Origin of the sequence: Streptomyces sp. NPDC053367 (genome assembly GCF_044545925.1) — a bacterium.
Taxonomy (GTDB): Bacteria; Actinomycetota; Actinomycetes; order Streptomycetales; family Streptomycetaceae; genus Streptomyces.
This window is the reverse complement of record NZ_JBITYN010000014.1, coordinates 89,481-106,587: the sequence shown is the minus strand read 5'-3', so window position 1 is coordinate 106,587 and position 17,107 is coordinate 89,481. Positions and strand designations below refer to the sequence as shown.

At 72.8% G+C, this 17,107-nt stretch carries 10 protein-coding genes and 1 pseudogene; 2 read left to right on the top strand and 9 right to left on the bottom strand.

What is annotated here, in order from left to right:
• Positions 1 to 677: 677 nt before the first annotated feature.
• The gene (locus ACIGXJ_RS33485; RefSeq protein WP_399653547.1) at positions 678 to 1,997 is read right to left on the bottom strand and encodes an ABC transporter substrate-binding protein; all 1,320 of its coding nucleotides are present in this window, start codon (positions 1,995 to 1,997) and stop codon (positions 678 to 680) included.
• Between the two features lie 267 nt (positions 1,998 to 2,264).
• On the opposite strand from ACIGXJ_RS33485, the gene ACIGXJ_RS33480 reads away from it, so the two are divergent.
• Together ACIGXJ_RS33480 and ACIGXJ_RS33475 are read left to right on the top strand one after the other, a co-directional pair.
• Positions 2,265 to 4,664 (top strand): glycoside hydrolase family 2 protein, encoded by a 2,400-nt coding sequence (locus ACIGXJ_RS33480; RefSeq protein ID WP_399653544.1) that lies wholly within the window; start codon positions 2,265 to 2,267, stop codon positions 4,662 to 4,664.
• Entirely contained in the window at positions 4,661 to 5,698 is a 1,038-nt protein-coding gene (locus ACIGXJ_RS33475; RefSeq protein WP_399653541.1) for a LacI family DNA-binding transcriptional regulator, read from the top strand. The genes ACIGXJ_RS33480 and ACIGXJ_RS33475 overlap by 4 nt, the downstream gene beginning before the upstream one ends.
• Positions 5,699 to 5,753: 55 nt before the next feature.
• Here ACIGXJ_RS33475 and ACIGXJ_RS33470 read toward each other — a convergent pair whose 3' ends face one another.
• From ACIGXJ_RS33470 to ACIGXJ_RS33435, 8 genes and pseudogenes are all read right to left on the bottom strand, one after another.
• Positions 5,754 to 7,406, bottom strand: coding sequence for a cellulase family glycosylhydrolase (locus tag ACIGXJ_RS33470; RefSeq protein WP_399653538.1), 1,653 nt, complete (start codon positions 7,404 to 7,406; stop codon positions 5,754 to 5,756).
• Positions 7,407 to 7,638: 232 nt separating this feature from the next.
• Positions 7,639 to 8,844, bottom strand: a complete 1,206-nt coding sequence (gene manA / locus ACIGXJ_RS33465; RefSeq protein ID WP_399653536.1) for a mannose-6-phosphate isomerase, class I — start codon at positions 8,842 to 8,844, stop codon at positions 7,639 to 7,641.
• 666 nt (positions 8,845 to 9,510) lie between these two features.
• A complete protein-coding gene (locus ACIGXJ_RS33460) occupies positions 9,511 to 10,476 on the bottom strand; it encodes an ROK family protein (protein WP_399653533.1) in 966 nt (321 codons plus the stop codon).
• A gap of 157 nt (positions 10,477 to 10,633) precedes the next feature.
• Positions 10,634 to 11,671, bottom strand: a complete 1,038-nt coding sequence (locus ACIGXJ_RS33455) for a YihY/virulence factor BrkB family protein (RefSeq protein ID WP_399653531.1) — start codon at positions 11,669 to 11,671, stop codon at positions 10,634 to 10,636.
• 175 nt (positions 11,672 to 11,846) lie between these two features.
• Positions 11,847 to 11,975 (bottom strand): annotated as a pseudogene (locus ACIGXJ_RS33450) (RNA 2'-phosphotransferase); the annotation flags it as partial.
• A 23-nt stretch (positions 11,976 to 11,998) separates the two neighbouring features.
• Entirely contained in the window at positions 11,999 to 14,215 is a 2,217-nt protein-coding gene (locus tag ACIGXJ_RS33445; RefSeq protein ID WP_399653529.1) for an RICIN domain-containing protein, read from the bottom strand.
• A 72-nt stretch (positions 14,216 to 14,287) separates the two neighbouring features.
• Complete coding sequence (locus ACIGXJ_RS33440; RefSeq protein ID WP_399653526.1) at positions 14,288 to 15,202, bottom strand: class II fructose-bisphosphate aldolase; 915 nt, start codon at positions 15,200 to 15,202, stop codon at positions 14,288 to 14,290.
• Positions 15,203 to 15,223: 21 nt separating this feature from the next.
• Positions 15,224 to 17,041, bottom strand: a complete 1,818-nt coding sequence (locus ACIGXJ_RS33435; RefSeq protein ID WP_399653524.1) for a beta-galactosidase — start codon at positions 17,039 to 17,041, stop codon at positions 15,224 to 15,226.
• Positions 17,042 to 17,107 lie beyond the last annotated feature (66 nt).

Sequence of the window (17,107 nt, the reverse complement as noted above, 5' to 3'; positions counted from 1 at the left end):
GCCGGCTCCCGAGTCGGCGTCGGCCGGGGAAGAGCACCTGGTGCCCTGCTCCGTGAGGAAACCGAGCTCCTGCCGGCGCGTCGACCGGGTCCAGCCGCCGAAGCCGGGCCAGGCTCGGGTCCCCGAGCGGCCCCGGGTCCCAGTCGCCGGAGATCCGCCCGACAACTGACCTGGACGGGGCCCGCCGGCCGACCGGGCCAGGCCCGCCGGCTGACCGGACCAGGCCCGCCGGCTGACCACCGGACCAGGCCCGCCGGCTGACCGGCCAGCGACCCCGTGCCTTCGGCCGCGTCCCGCCCCCAAAGGCGAGCCGGGCTCGATGCCGCGAACCGCCGAGCCAGGCCCGTCGCCCGAAGCGGCAAGGCTCCGACCCCGCGCCGGCTCAGGGCCGCCAGGGGCGGCCAGCCCCAAAGGCCAGACCCGCCCGGATTCCCACGGGGAACCGCTGCCCCCGGCCACCTGCGCCCCCTTGGACTCCCCGCCGGGAAACGGCCGCCCCCACAACCTGCACCCCCTCGGACCCACCGCCGGGAAACGGCCGTCCCCTCGACACCACCACCCGACGCAGCCGACCGGACCGACCGGACCGACCGGACCGACCGGACCGATCAGACCGACGGCACTCGACCTCACACACCCCGAGCAGCCGTCCCGCGTCATCGACGGCCAGCCGACGATCAGGACCCGGCGGCGCGGGCCGCCTCGTTCCACCGCTTGTCCAGGTCGGCGAAGAACTCCTTCAGGTCTCCCTTGAGCGCGCCCCGGGCGAGATCCACCAGCTGCTGCCGGTAGTCCGGCTTGGCGAGCCCGATCTCCGCCACGTTGTCGATCGCGTTGACCTCGCCTGTCTTGGCCTCGGACCGCTCCACCAAGGTGACATCGTTGTCAACAAAGTCCTTGAGGGTGTCGGGCATGGGCGCGGACTTGACCGCGGGAACGGCGCCCTCCCTCTCCGAGTAGCCGGACTCCTGGGTGAACCAGTCGATCCAGGCGCGGGCGGCGGCCTTGTGGTCGGAGTGGGCGTTGACCGCCTGCTGGTAGTCGGAGACGAGCGTGGCGCAGAACTTGCCGCCCTTCTGGACGGGGAAGGGCATGAACCCGATGTCGTCGGGGTCGGTGCCCGCCTTCTCGGCGGCGGCCCGCATCTGGGTGATGGCCCAGGAGCCGAGCTGCATGGTGGCGATCTCGCCCTTGGCGATCATGCCCTTGGAGGCTTCCCAGTTGGTGGTATTGGGGTCCTTCTCGGAAAGGCCGTCCGCGACGATGTCGTGCAGCAGGGTGTCGATGACGTTGAGCTCGCTGCCCGCCTTCCAGGGAGAGACGGCCCCGGCGAGCTTGTCGTTGGCGCCGGGGTCGCAGGTGACCGAGCCGATGTTGTTGCTCCAGGCGGTCAGCGGCCAGCCGTCCTTGAAGTTGGTGTAGTACGGCACCGCGTCCGTCTTCGCCTCGATGGCCCGCAGGCCGGAGAGGAACTCCGCGGGCGTGGCCGGCCAGTCGGTGACGCCGGCCCGCTTCCAGACGGCCTTGTTGTAGACGAAGCCGTTGGCGGTGCCGAACTGGGCGATGCCGTAGACCTTGCCGCCGACGTCCGTCTTGTCGCTGAACCGGTACTTTCCGCTCAGCTCGGCGGTGCTGCCGAGGGGCGCGAAGAACTTCGGGTAGTCGTTCTTGGCCACGGCCCCCGGGATCATGAGGACGTCGCCGTAGTCCGCGGTGTTCATACGGATCTTGACCTCGCCCTCGTAGTCGGTGAGGGCCTCGAACTTCACCTTGACCTTCGGGTAGGTCTTGTTGAACTCCGCGGCGTACTTGGCCATCGTGCCGTCCTGCACCAGGTCGGTGCGGTGCGTGAGGACCTTGATGTCGCCCGAGATCTCGGCGGGATCGGCGGGCGCCGACGCGGCCTCGCCCGAGGGCGCGCCTGCCCCGCTGCATCCGGTGACGGTCATGATCGCGGTGGCCAGCAACGCTCCGGCGAGCGTCTTCCTCTTCCCCATGTGCCCAGCTCCTTCAGGATCGCGGCTCACTCTGCGGGTGGGATGTCGGCACTATGTCAGTCGGTGGTGAACCGGTAAAGCTAAGATTTCTAGCGCGATACTCAATCGTTACCGTGGCGGCACTGCAGGCTCTCAAAGGCGGGCTATTCGGTCATCGCTCGTCAGCGAAGTTGACTAGACCGGTTTATGGACACCTCTCGATCACCGGGTTAGCGTGTGCGCCGTCGCACTTCCCATCCGGCCTTGTCAGGCGATTGGAGCCGCACCATGAAGGACGTCACCCAGCTCGGCGAGGGCTGGAGCCTGCGCCACGGCGAGGAGTTGCTGGAGGCCCGCGTGCCGGGCTGCGTCCACACCGACCTGATGGCCGCCGGTGTCATCCCGGACCCGTTCCTCGGCCGGAACGAGACCGAGGTCGCCTGGGTGGGCCGCCGCCCCTGGACCTACGTCACCCGGCTGCACCACGACAGCCCCCACGAGCGCACCGACCTGGTCTTCGACGGCCTGGACACCGCCGCCTCCGTCACCCTGGACGGCCGCCCCGTCGGCACCGCCCGCAACATGCACCGCGTCCACCGCTTCGACGTCACCGGACGCACCGGCGAACTCCTCGTCCGCTTCGCCTCCGCCTACGACGAGGCCGAGTCGGTCCGCGCGGCCGTCGGCGAGCGGCCCAACGTCTATCCCGAACCCTCCCAGTACCTGCGCAAGATGGCCTGCAACTTCGGCTGGGACTGGGGTCCCACGCTGGTCACCGCCGGCATCTGGCGGCCGGTGCGCCTGGAGCACTGGTCCACCGCCCGCATCGCCGCCGTACGACCCCTGGTCACCGTCGAGGCCGGCACCGGCCACGTCGAGGTGCACCTCGACACCGAACGCACCGCCCTCGGCCGCGGCCGCACCCTGCGCGCCGAGGCCCGCATCGCGGGCGTCCGGGCCGAGACCGCGTTCACCGGTGACACCGCCGTCCTGCGCCTGGAGGTCCCCGAGCCGCGGCTCTGGTGGCCGCGCGGATACGGCGAACAGCCGCTGTACGACCTGGAGATCACCCTCTACGACGACGAGGACCCGCTGGACACCTGGCACCGCCGGGTCGGCTTCCGCACGGTGGAGCTCGACCGCTCGGCCGACGAGCACGGCACCGGCTTCACCCTGGCCGTCAACGGCGTACGGATCTTCGCCCGAGGCGTCAACTGGATCCCCGACGACGCCTTCCCCTCCCGCGTCACCCCCGAGCGCTACCGGACCCGGCTCACCCAGGCCGCCGACGCGAACGTCGATCTCGTACGCGTCTGGGGCGGCGGCATCTACGAGGACGACGCGTTCTACGACACCTGCGACGAGCTCGGCCTGATGGTCTGGCAGGACTTCCTCTTCGCCTGCTCCGCCTACCCCGAGGAGCAGCCGCTGCGCGGAGAGGTCGAGGCCGAGGCGCGCGACAACGTTGTCCGGCTGATGCCGCACCCGTCCCTCGTGCTGTGGAACGGCAACAACGAGAACCTCTGGGGCTTCCGCGACTGGGGCTGGGAGCCGACTCTCGCCGGTGACTCCTGGGGTGAGGGCTACTACCTCGGACTGCTGCCCCGGATCGTCGCCGAACTCGACCCCACCCGCCCGTACACCGCGGGCAGCCCCTGGTCCGGTTCCTGGGACCACCACCCCAACGACCCCGCCCACGGCACCCACCACTCCTGGGAGGTGTGGAACCGGCAGGACTACGCCGAGTACCGGGCGAGTGTGCCGCGCTTCGTCGCGGAGTTCGGGTGGCAGGCGCCGCCCGCCCTGGCCACCCTGCGCCGCGCGCTGCCCGGCGAGGCGCTCGCCCCCGACTCGCCCGGGATGCTGCACCACCAGAAGGCCGAGGACGGCAACGGCAAGCTGAACCGCGGTGTCGCCCGCCACTTCCCGCTGCCCGACGGCGACTTCGACCGCTGGCACTACCTCACCCAGCTCGTCCAGGCCCGCGCCGTCGCAGCCGGCATCGAACACTGGCGCTCGCACTGGCCGGTGTGCGCCGGAACCGTCGTCTGGCAGCTCAACGACTGCTGGCCGGTGACCTCCTGGGCGGCAGTCGACGGCGACGGCCGGCTCAAGCCCCTCCACCACGAGCTGCGCCGCGTCTACGCCGACCGCCTGCTGACCCTCCAGCCCGACGGGCCCGGCCTGGTGCTCGCGGTGATCAACCAGTCCGCCGAGCCCTGGCGCGCCCGGGTCGCGCTGCGGCGGCTGACGGCCGACGGCACCGTACTCGCGGAGACGGCGGTGGACGCCGAGGCCGGGCCCCGGGCGGTGCTCAGGCTGCCCGTGCCCGAGGACCTGGCGCCTGCCGCCGGGTCCGCCAAGGAGTTCCTGGTGGCCGACGCCGACGGGCTGCGCGCGCTGCACTTCCCCGTCGCGGACAAGGACTTCGGCTACCCGCGACCGGGATTCGACGTCGAGGTGGAGCCGGTGCCGGGGCAGGAGGATAAGGTCGATGTCGTGGTGACCGCTCGTACCCTCGTCAGAGACCTGCTGCTGCAGCCCGACCGGCTCGCCCCGGCTGCCGTCTGCGATCGCGGCCCGCAGACCCTGCTGCCCGGCGAACGCACGCGCATCCGTGTCGGCGGCCCCGGACCCGTCGACGCCGACGCAGTGCGTGCGGCCCTGTTCTGCGTGGACCCGGTGTGACCGGGGGGCAGGAGCGCGTCACCATCAAGGACGTCGCCGCGCGGGCCGGGGTCTCCAAGGGCGCGGTGTCGCTGGCGTTCAACCAGAAGCCCGGCGTCTCCGCGGCCACCCGCGAGCGGATCTTCGCGGCGGCCCGTGAGCTGGGCTGGGCGCCGAGCGTCACCGCGCGCAGCCTGTCCAGCCGGCGCATCGACATCGTCGGCCTGGCGCTGTGCCGGCCCGCCCGGCTGCTCGGCCTGGAGCCGTTCTACATGGACTTCATCTCCGGCATCGAGAGCGTCCTGGCCGAGCGCTCCTGCTCCCTGCTGCTGCGGCTGGTGCGCGACCTCGACGAGGAGATCGGCCTGTACAAGGAGTGGTGGCGGGGCCGCATGATCGCCGGGGCGATCCTGGTCGACCTGCGCGAGGACGACCCGAGGATTCCGTCGATGGAGGGCCTCGGCATGCCCGCGGTGGCCGTCGGCCATCCCTCGCTGGCCGGCCCCTTCCCGGCGGTGTGGACGGACGACTCCTCCGCGGTCGGTGAGGCGGTCCGCTATCTGGCGGCCCTCGGCCACCGCCGTATCGCCCGCGTCGGCGGGCCGGCCGACCTCGGTCACAGCGCCATCAGGACCCGGGCGTTCGCGGACACCGTGCGCCAGCTCGGCCTGGAGGAGGCCCCGCAGATCGCCACCGGCTTCGAGGAGAAGGAGGGCGCGCGGGCCACCCGTTCGCTGCTGCTCGGGGAGCGGCGGCCCACCGCGATCGTCTACGACAACGACATCATGGCGGTGGCCGGCGCGGGCGTCGCCGCCGAGATGGGGTTCACCGTCCCCGACGATCTGTCCCTGCTGGCCTGGGACGACTCCCAGCTGTGCCGGATCACCCATCCCACGCTGTCGGCGATGAGCCATGACGTGCACCAGTTCGGGGCCGAGGTGGCGCGGGTGCTGTTCGACGTCATCAACGGCGAGCACAACGGCCCCCACCAGGTGCCCACCCCGTCCCTGACCCCGCGCGGCTCCACGGCGCCCGCTCCCGGTCACACGGTCTGACCGGCACACGAGAAGGGGCCCCTCCCGGGTGCGGGTGGGGCCCCTTCTCGTGCTCTCAACCCTTCGTACAGGAAGTCCCGTTGAGGGTGAACGCGGCAGGGACGCCGTTCGTCCCCGTGGAGCTGCCGTTGAAGCCGAAGCTCACCGTGCCGCCGGCCGGGATCGTCTCCGTCCAGGACTCATGGGTGGCCCGCACCTGGGCGTCCTGCTGGACGACCTTGGCGTTCCAGGCGGAGTTGACCTTCTGCGCGCCGGGGAAGGCGAAGTCGAGCTGCCAACCCTTGACGGCGGTGGTGCCGGTGTTGCGGATGATCACGTCGGCGTTGAACGTGCTGCCCCAGTCGCTCAGCCGGTACGTCACCGCGCAACTGCCGCTCGTGGAGCCGCCGGTGGTGGTCACCCGGAGGGTGCCGGAGCGGGCGGAGCGGTTGCCGGCGGCGTCCCGGGCGTACACGGCGAAGGTGTACGCGGTCGACGGGGACAGCCCGGTGACCGTGGCGCCGGCCGTGCCGGCGGTGGCCACGCGGGTCTCCTGGGTGCCGTCCAGCCGGACGACGTCGTAGCCGGCGACTCCCACGTTGTCGGTGGACGGTGCCCAGGAGAGACGGACACTGCCCGAGGTGACGTCGGCGGCCGTGGGGGTGCCGGGTGCGGTCGGCGCCTGGGTGTCGGTGCCGCCGCCGGAGTAGACGCCCGCCTCGCGGGCGGTCTGCCTGATGCCGTCCGTGCCGTTGAAGATCCGCAGGCCCCACGGCGTCAGCTTCGAGGCGTCGAAGCCGGTGGCCATGTCGAGGTACTCGACCCCGCCGCCGTTGCCGCTCCAGGACCAGCCGAGATAGCCGATGCCGAGCTGCCGGGCCGTCGCCATGATGGCGTTCTCGTCCGGATCGCCGTCGGAGTGGAAGTCACCGAATTCCCCGATCACCAGGGGGAGTCTGCGGGACGTGAACCGGTTGAGGTAGTCCTGCACCTCGGTGGCCGTGTCGAACACGCCGTACATGTGGATGGAGAACACGGTGTTGCGGTCCGGGTCCGCGGCGAACACGCTCTCCGCATTGTCGCGCATGGTGAAGGACCAGTCCTGGCCCCAGTTGGGCGCGTCCACCATCAGCGTGTGGTCGAAACCGGCCGAGCGCATCCGGGCGATGGCGCCCTTGGTGTCGGAGGTCCAGGCGGTGTAGCCGGAGTTGCCGTGCGGTTCGTTGCCGAGGTTCAGGACGACGTACTCCTCCTCGCCCTCGACCGCGCCCTTGACGCTCACCCAGTAGTCCACCGCGCGGTCCAGGGAGACGGCGCCGCTCTGTTCGCCGTAGCCGGTGGTGTCGTGCGCCTCCAGGACGCAGACGAGGCGGTTCTGCTTGCACTGGGAGACGATCGAGGCGACGTCGGCCGTGTCGCTGCGGGTCCAGCGGTCGCCCGTGCTCAGGACCACCCGCACGGCGTTCGCGCCCAGCGCCTTGATGTCCTTCAGCGCCTGCGTGGTGCGGCTCGGGTACCAGGTGTGGGCGTGGTTGACCCCGCGCATCACGAAGTCCGTGCCGGTCGCGTCGAGCAGCCGTCCGTCGGCGACATGGAACCCGGCCGTGGTGTCGGCCGCCCGGGAGGCGTGGGCCGCCCCGGCGGTCCCGGCGGCGGAGGGGGGCGCCGCCAGCACCGACGCCGTGACGGCCAGCACCGCTCCCGCCACGGCGGCCAGTCTTCTTCTCATCCCTGTTCTCCTGTGGTCGCCCGTGCGGGCCGGCCGGAAAGGCGATCGGCCCCGCACGGAATGGAATGGATCACGGACTCGTTCCGCACGCCGGCTGTTCTGTGAAGGGGCTTGTAATACCCAGGAGAACAGCGGCATTCGAGCCCACCGGATCGGTGGCCGGAAATGAGGCTAGGGAAGGAAATCGACGGAGACAACAGCCTGGACGAAACCGGTTAAGTTTAGCTGCGGTTCAGTTGACGGGCGGAACCGGAACCGTCGCCCGGAACACCGTTCCCTCCCCCGACACGGCGATGCGCTCGCCGTGGCGCGCGTACACGGAGCGGCCCGCGGTGAGCAGGACGTCGTCCTGCGGGCCGCGCAGCCGTACCGCCCCCTCGGTGCACACCAGGATCTGCGGGCCCCTGCCGCCGAGGGCCTGGGCGGCCACCTCACCGCCCGTCCGGACGCGTACGCGGGAGAGGCGGAAGTCGTCGACGGGCGCCGGGTACAGATCCTCCCCACCGGGGCCGAACACCGGCCCGGACGGACGGACGGGCACGGCCTCGAAGCGCACCACCCGCAGCAACTCGGCGACGTCCACGTGCTTGTCGGTCAGACCGCAGCGCAGGACGTTGTCCGAGGCGGCCATGATCTCCACACCGAGGCCCCGCACATAGGCGTGCGGGACACCCGCGCCGAGGAAGAGCGCCTCACCCGGGGACAGCCGGACGTGCCGGACCAGAAGAGCGGCCGGCACACCCGCGTCACCGGGGTGGGCCCGCGCGATCCTGTGGTACACGTCGAAGAGCGCGGCCCGTTCGCCGCCCTCCCGTGCGGACCGGGCGAGCGCGTCCGTGACGTCGTCGACCAGATCCGGGCCCGCGGACAGGAATCCGGTGAAGACCTCGCGCAGCGCCTGCTCCTCTGGCCGCCCGGAGCGCAGCATCTCGACGTACGGCGCCAGGCCCGCGACCCCCAGCGTTTCCAGCAGGTCGGCGCTCGCGCCGGGCGCCCGGAAGCCGCACAGGCCCTCGAACGGCCCGAGCGCGACGATCATCTCGGGCTTGTGGTGCGGATCGCGGTACGACCGGTGCGGCGCGTCCAGCGGGACCCCCCGCTCCTCCTCCCGCGCGAAGCCGGCGGCCGCCTGGTCGGCGTCCGGATGCACCTGGAGGGACAACGGGGCGTCGGCGGCCAGCAGTTTGAGCAGGAAGGGCAGCCGGGAGCCGAAGCGGTCGACCACCCAGTCGCCCAACTCGCCCCGAGGGTCGGCCGCCACCACCTTGTCGAGCGCCTCCAGCCGCCCGGTCCGCTCGGCGTACGACGGGGCCGCGGGGTGCGCACCCATCCACAACTCGGCCTGCGGAGTGCCGTCCGGCGCGAGACCCATCAGCTGCGGCAGGGCTGTGGCGGAGCCCCAGGGGTAGGGGCGGACGGTGTTGGTGAGGCGGTCCATGGGTGGGTCCTTTCCGGGCGTCGGTCGGGGGAGGGGCGTGGGACGAGCGGGGGAAGGGGGGTTGCGCGCGGCGGCGAGTACGGGTGGGGGTTTTTCGGTGAGTGGTGACGCGGCTGCGGCGAGTGGTTCGGCGACTGCTCTGTGTCGCTCCTGGTGATGTGGCGTACCGCTGGCCGCCCGCGACCCCGCCCGGCGCCGCGTGGTCGGTGACGTGCCGCCGGCGCGCCCGGTCCGGGTGCCTCCGTCGCTGGGGAGGTGGGAGGGCAGCGGCGAGGGGGCCGGGGCCCGTTGGCGGGGGAGCAGCCGGTGTGGCCGCCGGCCGGCCGGGCGACCGGAGCCCCCGGCCTGATCAGGCCGGCCCTGCACGCCCGTTGCGCCGCCCTCCGCCTCGGAAGGGGGGCCGGCCGTGGGTGGGCGACACGCCTCGTGCGGCTGCCCTTGCCGCGGCAAGATCTCGCCTCGGTCGGGTGCCGCGGTCGCGTGGTCCTGAGCGGCTGCCCCGACCCGGCGGGAAGCCCGCCGACGGGCCGCACGCCGACCTGATCCGCGCGCTGTCCGCCACAGACAGACAAGCCCGCCCAGCACGAGCTCCCGGACCACGGACGGTAGGCCCGCCCAGCACGAGCCCCCCAGCCGCGGGCACCCCCGGCCGCCCCGGGCCGTCGCTCAGACCCCCGCCACCTCTTCGTACGGCGCTGTGCTCCCCTCCCGTACGGCGACAGCCGCAGCCGCGCCGATCAGGCCGGCGTCCAGGGCGAGCCCGGCCGGTACGACGGGTACGTCCCGGGCGAAGTCGAGGACGGCGTAGCGCGACATCCAGCGGCGCAGCGGGGTGAAGAGGACGTCGCCCGCCTGGGCCACGCCGCCGCCGACGACGGCCAGGTCGAGCTCGACGAGTGCGGCCGTGGCGGCGACGGCGGCCGCCAGGGCCTGGCCGGCACGGTCGTAGGACGCCAGGGCCACCGGGTCGCCCGCGGCGGCGGCAGCGGCCACGCTCGCGGCGTTCGCGGCGGCACCGGCCGGTGGCCGCCAGCCGGCCGCCACGGCACGGGCGGCGATGGCCGTGCCGCTGGCCAGGCCCTCCACGCAACCCCGGGCGCCGCAGGGGCAGTCGGAGCCGTCGAGGTCGACCGAGATGTGCCCGATGTGCCCGGCGTTGCCCGAACGCCCCGGATGCAGCCGTCCATCGAGGATCAGGCCGCCTCCGACGCCCGTGGAGACCACCATGCACAGGGCGTTGTCCACACCGCGTGCCGCACCGAGCCAGTGCTCGGCCGCGGCCATGGCCACCGCGTCCCCGACGAGGGAGACGTCCACGTCGGAGGGCAGGCCCGGATGCTCCCGGACCCGGTCGACCAGCGGGAAACCGCGCCAGCCGGGGATGTTGACCGGGCTGACCGTACCGGCGGTGGTGTCGACCGGGCCCGCGCTGGCGATGCCCAGGCCGGCGAGGGAGCGCCACTCGGGATGCGCGGAAAGCTCGTCGAGGACCGAGGCGACGACCGCCATCAGCACCTCGCCCGGTTCACGCGCCGGTGTCGGCCGCTGCGCCCGGGCCAGCACCCGCCCGTCCGGGGAGACCAGCGCCCCGGCGATCTTCGTGCCACCTATGTCCAGTGCTCCGTACACCATGTCCTGAAAGGTCCTCCTGCGTCGGCGGCATGGGATGGGACGCGCCGCGCAGACACTGTGCCCGCACTATGACAACGTTGTCCAGGCATCGGTCCGGTTTAGTCCTGTGTTTAGTCGTGCGAGCACTCCACGTATGGTCAAGGAGGTCGCAACCGGTTCAGCCCGATTCCTGCTGGCGCATCCTCGCGCGGTCCTGCTCGTCCCAGGTGCTGGTGTCGCGGGGAGTCGTGTACGGCTCCTCGTCCGCGGGATATCCACCCGCGACGGCGCGCTGCCGGGCCGTCTCCGCGTCGAACTCCAGGCCGAGCAGGATGGCGAGGTTGCCGATCCAGAGCCACACCAGGAAGACGATGGCACCGGCCATGGTGCCGTAAGTCTTGTTGTAGGAGCCGAAGTTCGCCACATAGAGGGCGAAACCGGCGGAGGCGGCCAGCCAGACGAGTAGGGCCAGCAGACTGCCCGGGGTGATCCACTTGAAGCCGTGCACCTCGGCGTTGGGCGTGGCCCAGTACAGCAGCGCGATCATGGCGACGACGAGGAGGGCCAGCAGGGGCCACTTGACGACGGACCACACCGTGAGCGCGGTGTCGCCGATGCCCAGGGCGGTGCCCGCGCGGTGGGCGAGGCCGCCGGTGAAGACGACGATGAGCGCGCTGAGGACGGCGAGCACCAGCAACGTGACGGTCACGGCCAGCCGCAGCGGCAGGATCTTCCACAGCGGGCGGCCCTCGGGGACGTCGTAGACGGCGTTGGCGGCACGGATGAACGCGGCCACGTACGCCGACGCCGACCAGAGGGCGAGGACGAGACCGACGACGGCCATGACCGAGCCGAGTCCGCCGCGGTCGCTCAGCTGCTGGACGGCCCGGGTGATGATCTCCCGGGCCGAGCCGGGCGCGAACTGCCCGAAGTTCTCCAGGAGCCGGTCCGTGGCCGAGCGCCCGGCCACGCCGATCAGCGACACGAGCACCAGCAGGGCCGGGAACAGCGACAGGACACCGTAGTAGGTGAGGGTGGCGGCGCGGTCGGTCAGCTCGTCGTCGCGGAACTCCCGGACGGTTCCCTTGACGGCCGCCCACCAGGCGGCCCGCGGCAGTTGCGCCGGGGTGTCGGGCGCCCGCTCCTCGACCTCGGAGTCCGGGCCGAACCGGTCGGTGGTGTGCCGGGGGCGCAGGGCTCTGAGGAGTCGGTTCATGACAGGCGGGTATCCCCTCCCGGGCGCCCCACGCATGGCGGAGGACCGCCGCGACGACCGCGCGGCCGCCGGACGCGAGGGCGGGCCCCGGACGCCGCCACCGGGAGCCGCCCTTGGGCGTGCCCCTGTGAGGTCACCGTGGCCCGGTGACCTCACAGGGTGACCGCCGGCCGCCGACGGGGCGTCCACGGCGGGCGCCGACCCGGGTGGCGGTCTCCCGGTCGGGGGACAGATGCACGTCGTGGCGGTTCGTGGGCCGCAGCCGCTCGGCGCGGATCGCGTCCAGGTTGCGGGCGACCGGCCCGGTCCCTGCTGCCCTGGTCCCGCTCAGGAGACCGTCCACCGCTGGAGCGGCGCCCCGGTGTCCGGTTGCTGGGTCACCTTCGCCCCGTCGGTGGTGGAGGCGGTGGTCAGCAGCAGACCGCTCTGCACCGAGGCGACCTCGTAGGTGCCGTCGGACTGCCGCTCCAGGCGCCAGCGCTGGTTGGTGCCGCCGGTGCAGGTCCACTGGACGACCTTGGCCCCGGCCGTGGTGGAGCCGCCCTCGACGTCGGCGCACAGCCGGGACTCGGCGTTGCGCAGCTCGTAGGAGCCGTCGGTCTGGCGGGTGAGGGTCCACTGCTGGTTGGCGCCGCCGTTGGGCGTCCAGGTGACCAGCTGGGTGCCGGCCGCGGTGCTGTGGTCCGGGTCGTCCAGCGCCTTGCCGCCGGTGACCAGGGTGTGGGTGCCGTCGAGCGAGCCGGGCGCCGTTCCTACGGCGGTGAGGGCAAGGGTCTGCTCCGCGGCGGTACGGGTGCCGGAGCTCCAGTGACGGGCCGGGACGGTCTCGGTGTTGCGCGCGGTGTCGGCGGACAGCCCGAGGACCAGCCCGCTGTAGCGGTTGACGAGCCGGTAGGTGCCGTCCGCGGTCCCGTCGGCTGAGGTGCCGGGGATCACCCACCACTGCTGCCCCACCGTGGGACCACCGGCCCCGGGGGCGGTCGCGGTCGGCCTGGTGCCCCACGCCCGGGTCGAGGTGGTGCCGGAGCCGACGCCGAGCAGTGCGCCGGTGGCCGCGTTGGCGATGCGGTAGGAGCCGTCGCCGTTGCCGGTGAAGACCCATGCCTGCGCCGCGGAGCCCGTCGGCCGGGCCACGGACGTGGTCGCGGTGCCGCCGGTCACCTGGGCCAGGACGCGCCCGTCGCCGTTGCCTATGCGGTACGACTTCGTGGTGTCGACCGGGGCGGCCGGCGCGGAGGTGTTGATGCTGACGTTCACGTACTCGCTCGACGAGCCGCCCGAGCAGCCGAAGGAGCAGTACGAGCGGAACGACCGGCCCACGATCTGGGAGCTCGTCCTGCTGACGCCGTCCAGGAACCACCGGTACCAGGAGGCGTTGGTGTAGCTGCCCGTGTCGCCGATCAGCCGCCACTTCTGCGTGGCGAGGTTGTCGGTGGCGTAGAACTGCTGCGGGGCGTCGCCGCTCTGGTCGACCGCCTGGGGTTCGCCTATGTACAGCCCCAGGTGGGCGTTGTAGGTGATGTCCATGACGAACAAGGGAGAGGTCGGCGGCATCTTGCCCGCCGCGACCTGCTCGGCGACCTTGCCGCTGTTGGCCGGGTCGTACTCCTTGTCCACGGGCGTGTAGCCGGTGCCGCCGTCGGCGCCGACCGGGACCATGTTGCTCTCCCGGCCGCCCACACCGGGCTCGCTCCAGGTGCCGTCGTACCACTTGCGCCATGAACCGGGCGCCATCTTCTGGGAGATGGGGGCACGCGCCACATGCGCGTGGAACGCCTTCCAGCCGCCGCCCTTCTCCACGATCCGCGAGCCGTAGAAGACGTAGAACCAGCCCGAGGCGGTGTCGACGTACAGCCGCGGGTCGCCGTCGCCGTAGTGGTACGTCGCCTGCGGGAAGGCGGTCGTGTCGCCGCGCTCCGTGCTGTAGGGCGAGGTGATCACATGGGACTTGATGTCCCAGGTGCGCCCCTGGTCGGTGGAGACGGCGTAGTCGATGCCGTCGTAGTGCAGTCCGTCGCCGAAGGGCTGCGGGGTGAACTCGTTGTGCACCAGCCCGTACCAGTGGCCGGTGTCCGGGTCGACCCAGACGCCCGCCAGATCACAGTAGTTGCGCTGGGCGTAGCCCGAACCCGCGGGCGCATAGGTGGACTCGACGCCGGTCGGGCTGTTGTTGCAGCGCCAGGTCGTGTCACCGTTCTTGTCGTCGGGTTCGGCGGGGTTCACCGCGTTGCTGATCGTGCCCGACCGGGTGGCCGTGTCGAGGTTCGTGCCGGTGAAGAAGTTCCACTGGCGGCTGTCGTTCGCGCCGTACAGGGCGTGTGCCTGCTGGAAGTAGTAGGTGCCGTCCTTGTCGATGTAGGACGCGGCCGGGGTGTCGTCGGGGTGGCTCCAGGAGCCCTTGGCGCCGACGGTGACGGTGTAGCCGGGGTCGGCCTCGGGCGCCGCCGACGCCGGGGGCGAGCCGAGCGTGCCGACGCCGGCCAGGGCCAGCGTCGTGGCCGTGGCGGCGAGCCCACCGGCCAGTCTCCTGCGGACAGTTGACACAGGTACTCCTCACGGGTGGAGGGGCCGCGCCCCTTTGCGGCGGCCCCGGGGAGGTCGTGCGTCGGAAAGGCGCTAGCTCAGTGACGGCAACGGGCTGGTGTCCGCGAGGGCCGGGCCGTTCACGGCGGTCATCAGCCGTACGACGGTCTCCTCCATGGCCCCGCGCCCCGCGGCCAGGTAGTCGCCGGGTCCGGCGCCCGTGGCGAGCCCCTTTCGGACCGCCCGGGTCAGCACCGCGTCCAGGACCGGCCCGAAGCCGACCTCGGTGACGCCGCCGGCGACGGCGCGGGCCAGCTCGTGCGGCGGGGTCCCGGCGCGGGCGTGCAGCACGAGCGGCAGGTCGGCTCCCGCGTGCAGCCGGGCGAGCAGGGCGTGGTCCAGGGCGTGCGTCCCCGGCAGGTCGAGCGTGACGGCGAGGGCGTCGGCGCCGGTGGCCGCGGCGTAGGCGAGGGCCGCCTCGGGGTCGGAGCCGCTCGGCGCCCGGTGTCCGGGCAGACTGCCGGGGGGCCGGGGCGCGTTGCCTGTCGGCCCGGCCGTGCCGCCGGGCCGCCCGGCCCTGCCGCCCGGGCGTCTCGGTGCCGCCGCCTCCACCCACAGGTTCTGCTCATGGGCCCAGCGCACGATGTCCCGGGTGACGGCCAGGTCGCGTGCGGGCGTCAGGTGCGAGGAGTCGTAGGCGATGGAACTGAACCGGCAGGGCGCGGCCTGCGCGAGGAGCGCGGTGCCGCGCACCCGGTGCAGCTGGAGGGCCACCGCGACGGGGCAGGCCTCGGCGAGGGCGGCCACCGCCCGGGCCAGCGGCACCAGTTCGCCGGCGTGATGGGCGACGGCGTCCGGCCCGATCTGGACGATCACGGGCCGGCCCGCCGCGGCGGCGCCGCGCACGACGGCCTGGGCGTGGTGGAGGGTGAGCACGTCGAACGCGGCGACGCCCTCACCCCGGGCGGCTGCCGCGGTGAGCAGCGCGCCGGTGGCGGCCAGGGGCATGGTTCCTCCAGGTGAACGGCGTCAGCCGAAGCTCTCGACGTACTCCTCGGGCGGCCCCAGTCGAGGCCGGTCCAGGATCTCGACGCGGTCCCCGAGGTGTTCGAGTTCGAGGACGGTGACGGTGTTGGCGCCCGGCCGCAGCAGGGGCGCGGGGACGTACAACGTGGTCTGCGGGCCCACGTGCCAGTAGCGGCCCAGCAGGGTCTCGCCCACCCACACGAAGCCCTTGCCGAAACCGGGCAGCGCGAGGAAGGCGTCGGCCGGCTCGCCGACGGTGAGTTCGGCGGTGGCGAAGCCCGCCCGCCCGGACGGGGGAGCCGCCCGGGTGAGACGGACGAGGTCGGCGGCGGTCCACTCGTCCAGGGGCAGCCGGCGCATGGCCCAGTTGTGCACCAGCCGCCGCTCCAGCCGTACGCCGCCCAGGATGCCCTTGCCCTGGCCCAGCAGCGGGCCGTAGTTGATCCGGCCCTGGTTCTCCACCAGCAGCTCCAGCCGGACCGGGGACCCGGTGCCGCGCAGGGCGAACGTGGCGGTCTCGCGTTCCAGTACGGCGATCGGGGTGCCGTCGGCGAACACCTGGGCCCGGTCGTGCAGTCCGGTGACGGTCACCTCGTGCTCGCCCGGCGGCACCCGCGGCCCGGCCGCGTACAGCACCAGCCCCGCCGACTGCCCGAGTTCCTCGAAGCTCAGGGGTGCCGGCGCGGGCACGGGGGCGTCCGCCGACCGCAGCGCGTCCAGCAGGCCCGCCCGCCGGGTCACCGGCAGCGTGCGCGGCGCCAGCAGGACGGGCTCGGGCGGCAGCGGCCTGTCGGGCAACCGAACTCCCGAGCGGGCGAGTTGCTCGCGCAGTGCGAAGAACTTGAGCGTGAGAGCGCCGTGTTCGGCGACGGGCGCGTCGGAGTCGTAGCTGGTGACCGTGGGCCGGAGGGTGTCGCCGTCGTGGTTGGCGCCCGCCCACAGGCCGAAGTTGGTGCCGCCGTGCGCCATGTAGAGGCTCACCGAGCCGCCCTCGTCGAGGATCTCCCCGAGGGTCCGGGCCGCCCCTTCGGGCGAGCGCACATGGTGCGGCTCGCCCCAGTGGTCGAACCAGCCGTTCCAGAACTCGGCGCAGAAGAAGGGCTCCCGCGGCCGGCGCGAGCGCAGCAGCGCGGCGGCCTCGGCGGGGGCCGAGCCGAAGGTGGCCGCGGCGAGTTCACCGGGTACGGCGCCCGCGTCCTGCATGAGCGGGGTCGGCCCGTCGGCGGTGTAGAGCAGCTCGGTGACGCCCCGCTCCACCAGCGCGTCCCGCACCCAGCGGACGTAGGCGCGGTCGTCGCCGTAGCTGCCGTACTCGTTCTCGATCTGCACGGCCACCACCGGTCCGCCGCGCCCGGACTGCAACTCGGCCACCCGCGGGATCAGTTCGTCGAACCAGCGGGCCACGGCCGCGAGGTAGGGCGGATGGCAGGTGCGCGGGCGCATGCCGGGTGCGCCGGTCAGCCAGGCCGGCAGGCCGCCGTTGTCCCACTCGGCGCAGATGTACGGGCCCGGCCGGACGATGAGGTCCAGCCCCGCCTCCTGGACCAGCCGCGCGAACCGGGCCAGATCGCGCGGGCCGTCGAAGCGGGCGGCACCGGGTCTGCGTTCGTGGAAGTTCCACGGCACGTACGTGTCCACGGTGTTGAGCCCGAGCGCGGCGAGCCGGTCGAGCCGGTCGGCCCACTGCGCGGGATGGACCCGGAAGTAGTGCAGCGAACCGGCGAGGACGCGGTGCGTTGAGCCGTGCCGCAGCAGCCTGCCGTCGGCCTGGACGAGGGCACGCGCGGAGTCGGTCGTCGTGCCCGCGGCTGAGCGCTGCACGGCACCTCCTGGGACGTGGGTGCGGTGGACGTGGTCACTATGGCAGAGGATGTTATCGATGCCAAC

Excerpts from the sequence above, each read along its gene's own strand:
- ACIGXJ_RS33485 (WP_399653547.1), bottom strand. The coding sequence starts at position 1,997 with ATGGGGAAGAGGAAGACGCTCGCCGGAGCGTTGCTGGCCACCGCGATC.
- ACIGXJ_RS33480 (WP_399653544.1), top strand. The coding sequence starts at position 2,265 with ATGAAGGACGTCACCCAGCTCGGCGAGGGCTGGAGCCTGCGCCACGGC.
- ACIGXJ_RS33470 (WP_399653538.1), bottom strand. The coding sequence starts at position 7,406 with ATGAGAAGAAGACTGGCCGCCGTGGCGGGAGCGGTGCTGGCCGTCACG.
- manA (WP_399653536.1), bottom strand. The coding sequence starts at position 8,844 with ATGGACCGCCTCACCAACACCGTCCGCCCCTACCCCTGGGGCTCCGCC.
- ACIGXJ_RS33460 (WP_399653533.1), bottom strand. The coding sequence starts at position 10,476 with ATGGTGTACGGAGCACTGGACATAGGTGGCACGAAGATCGCCGGGGCG.
- ACIGXJ_RS33455 (WP_399653531.1), bottom strand. The coding sequence starts at position 11,671 with ATGAACCGACTCCTCAGAGCCCTGCGCCCCCGGCACACCACCGACCGG.
- ACIGXJ_RS33440 (WP_399653526.1), bottom strand. The coding sequence starts at position 15,202 with ATGCCCCTGGCCGCCACCGGCGCGCTGCTCACCGCGGCAGCCGCCCGG.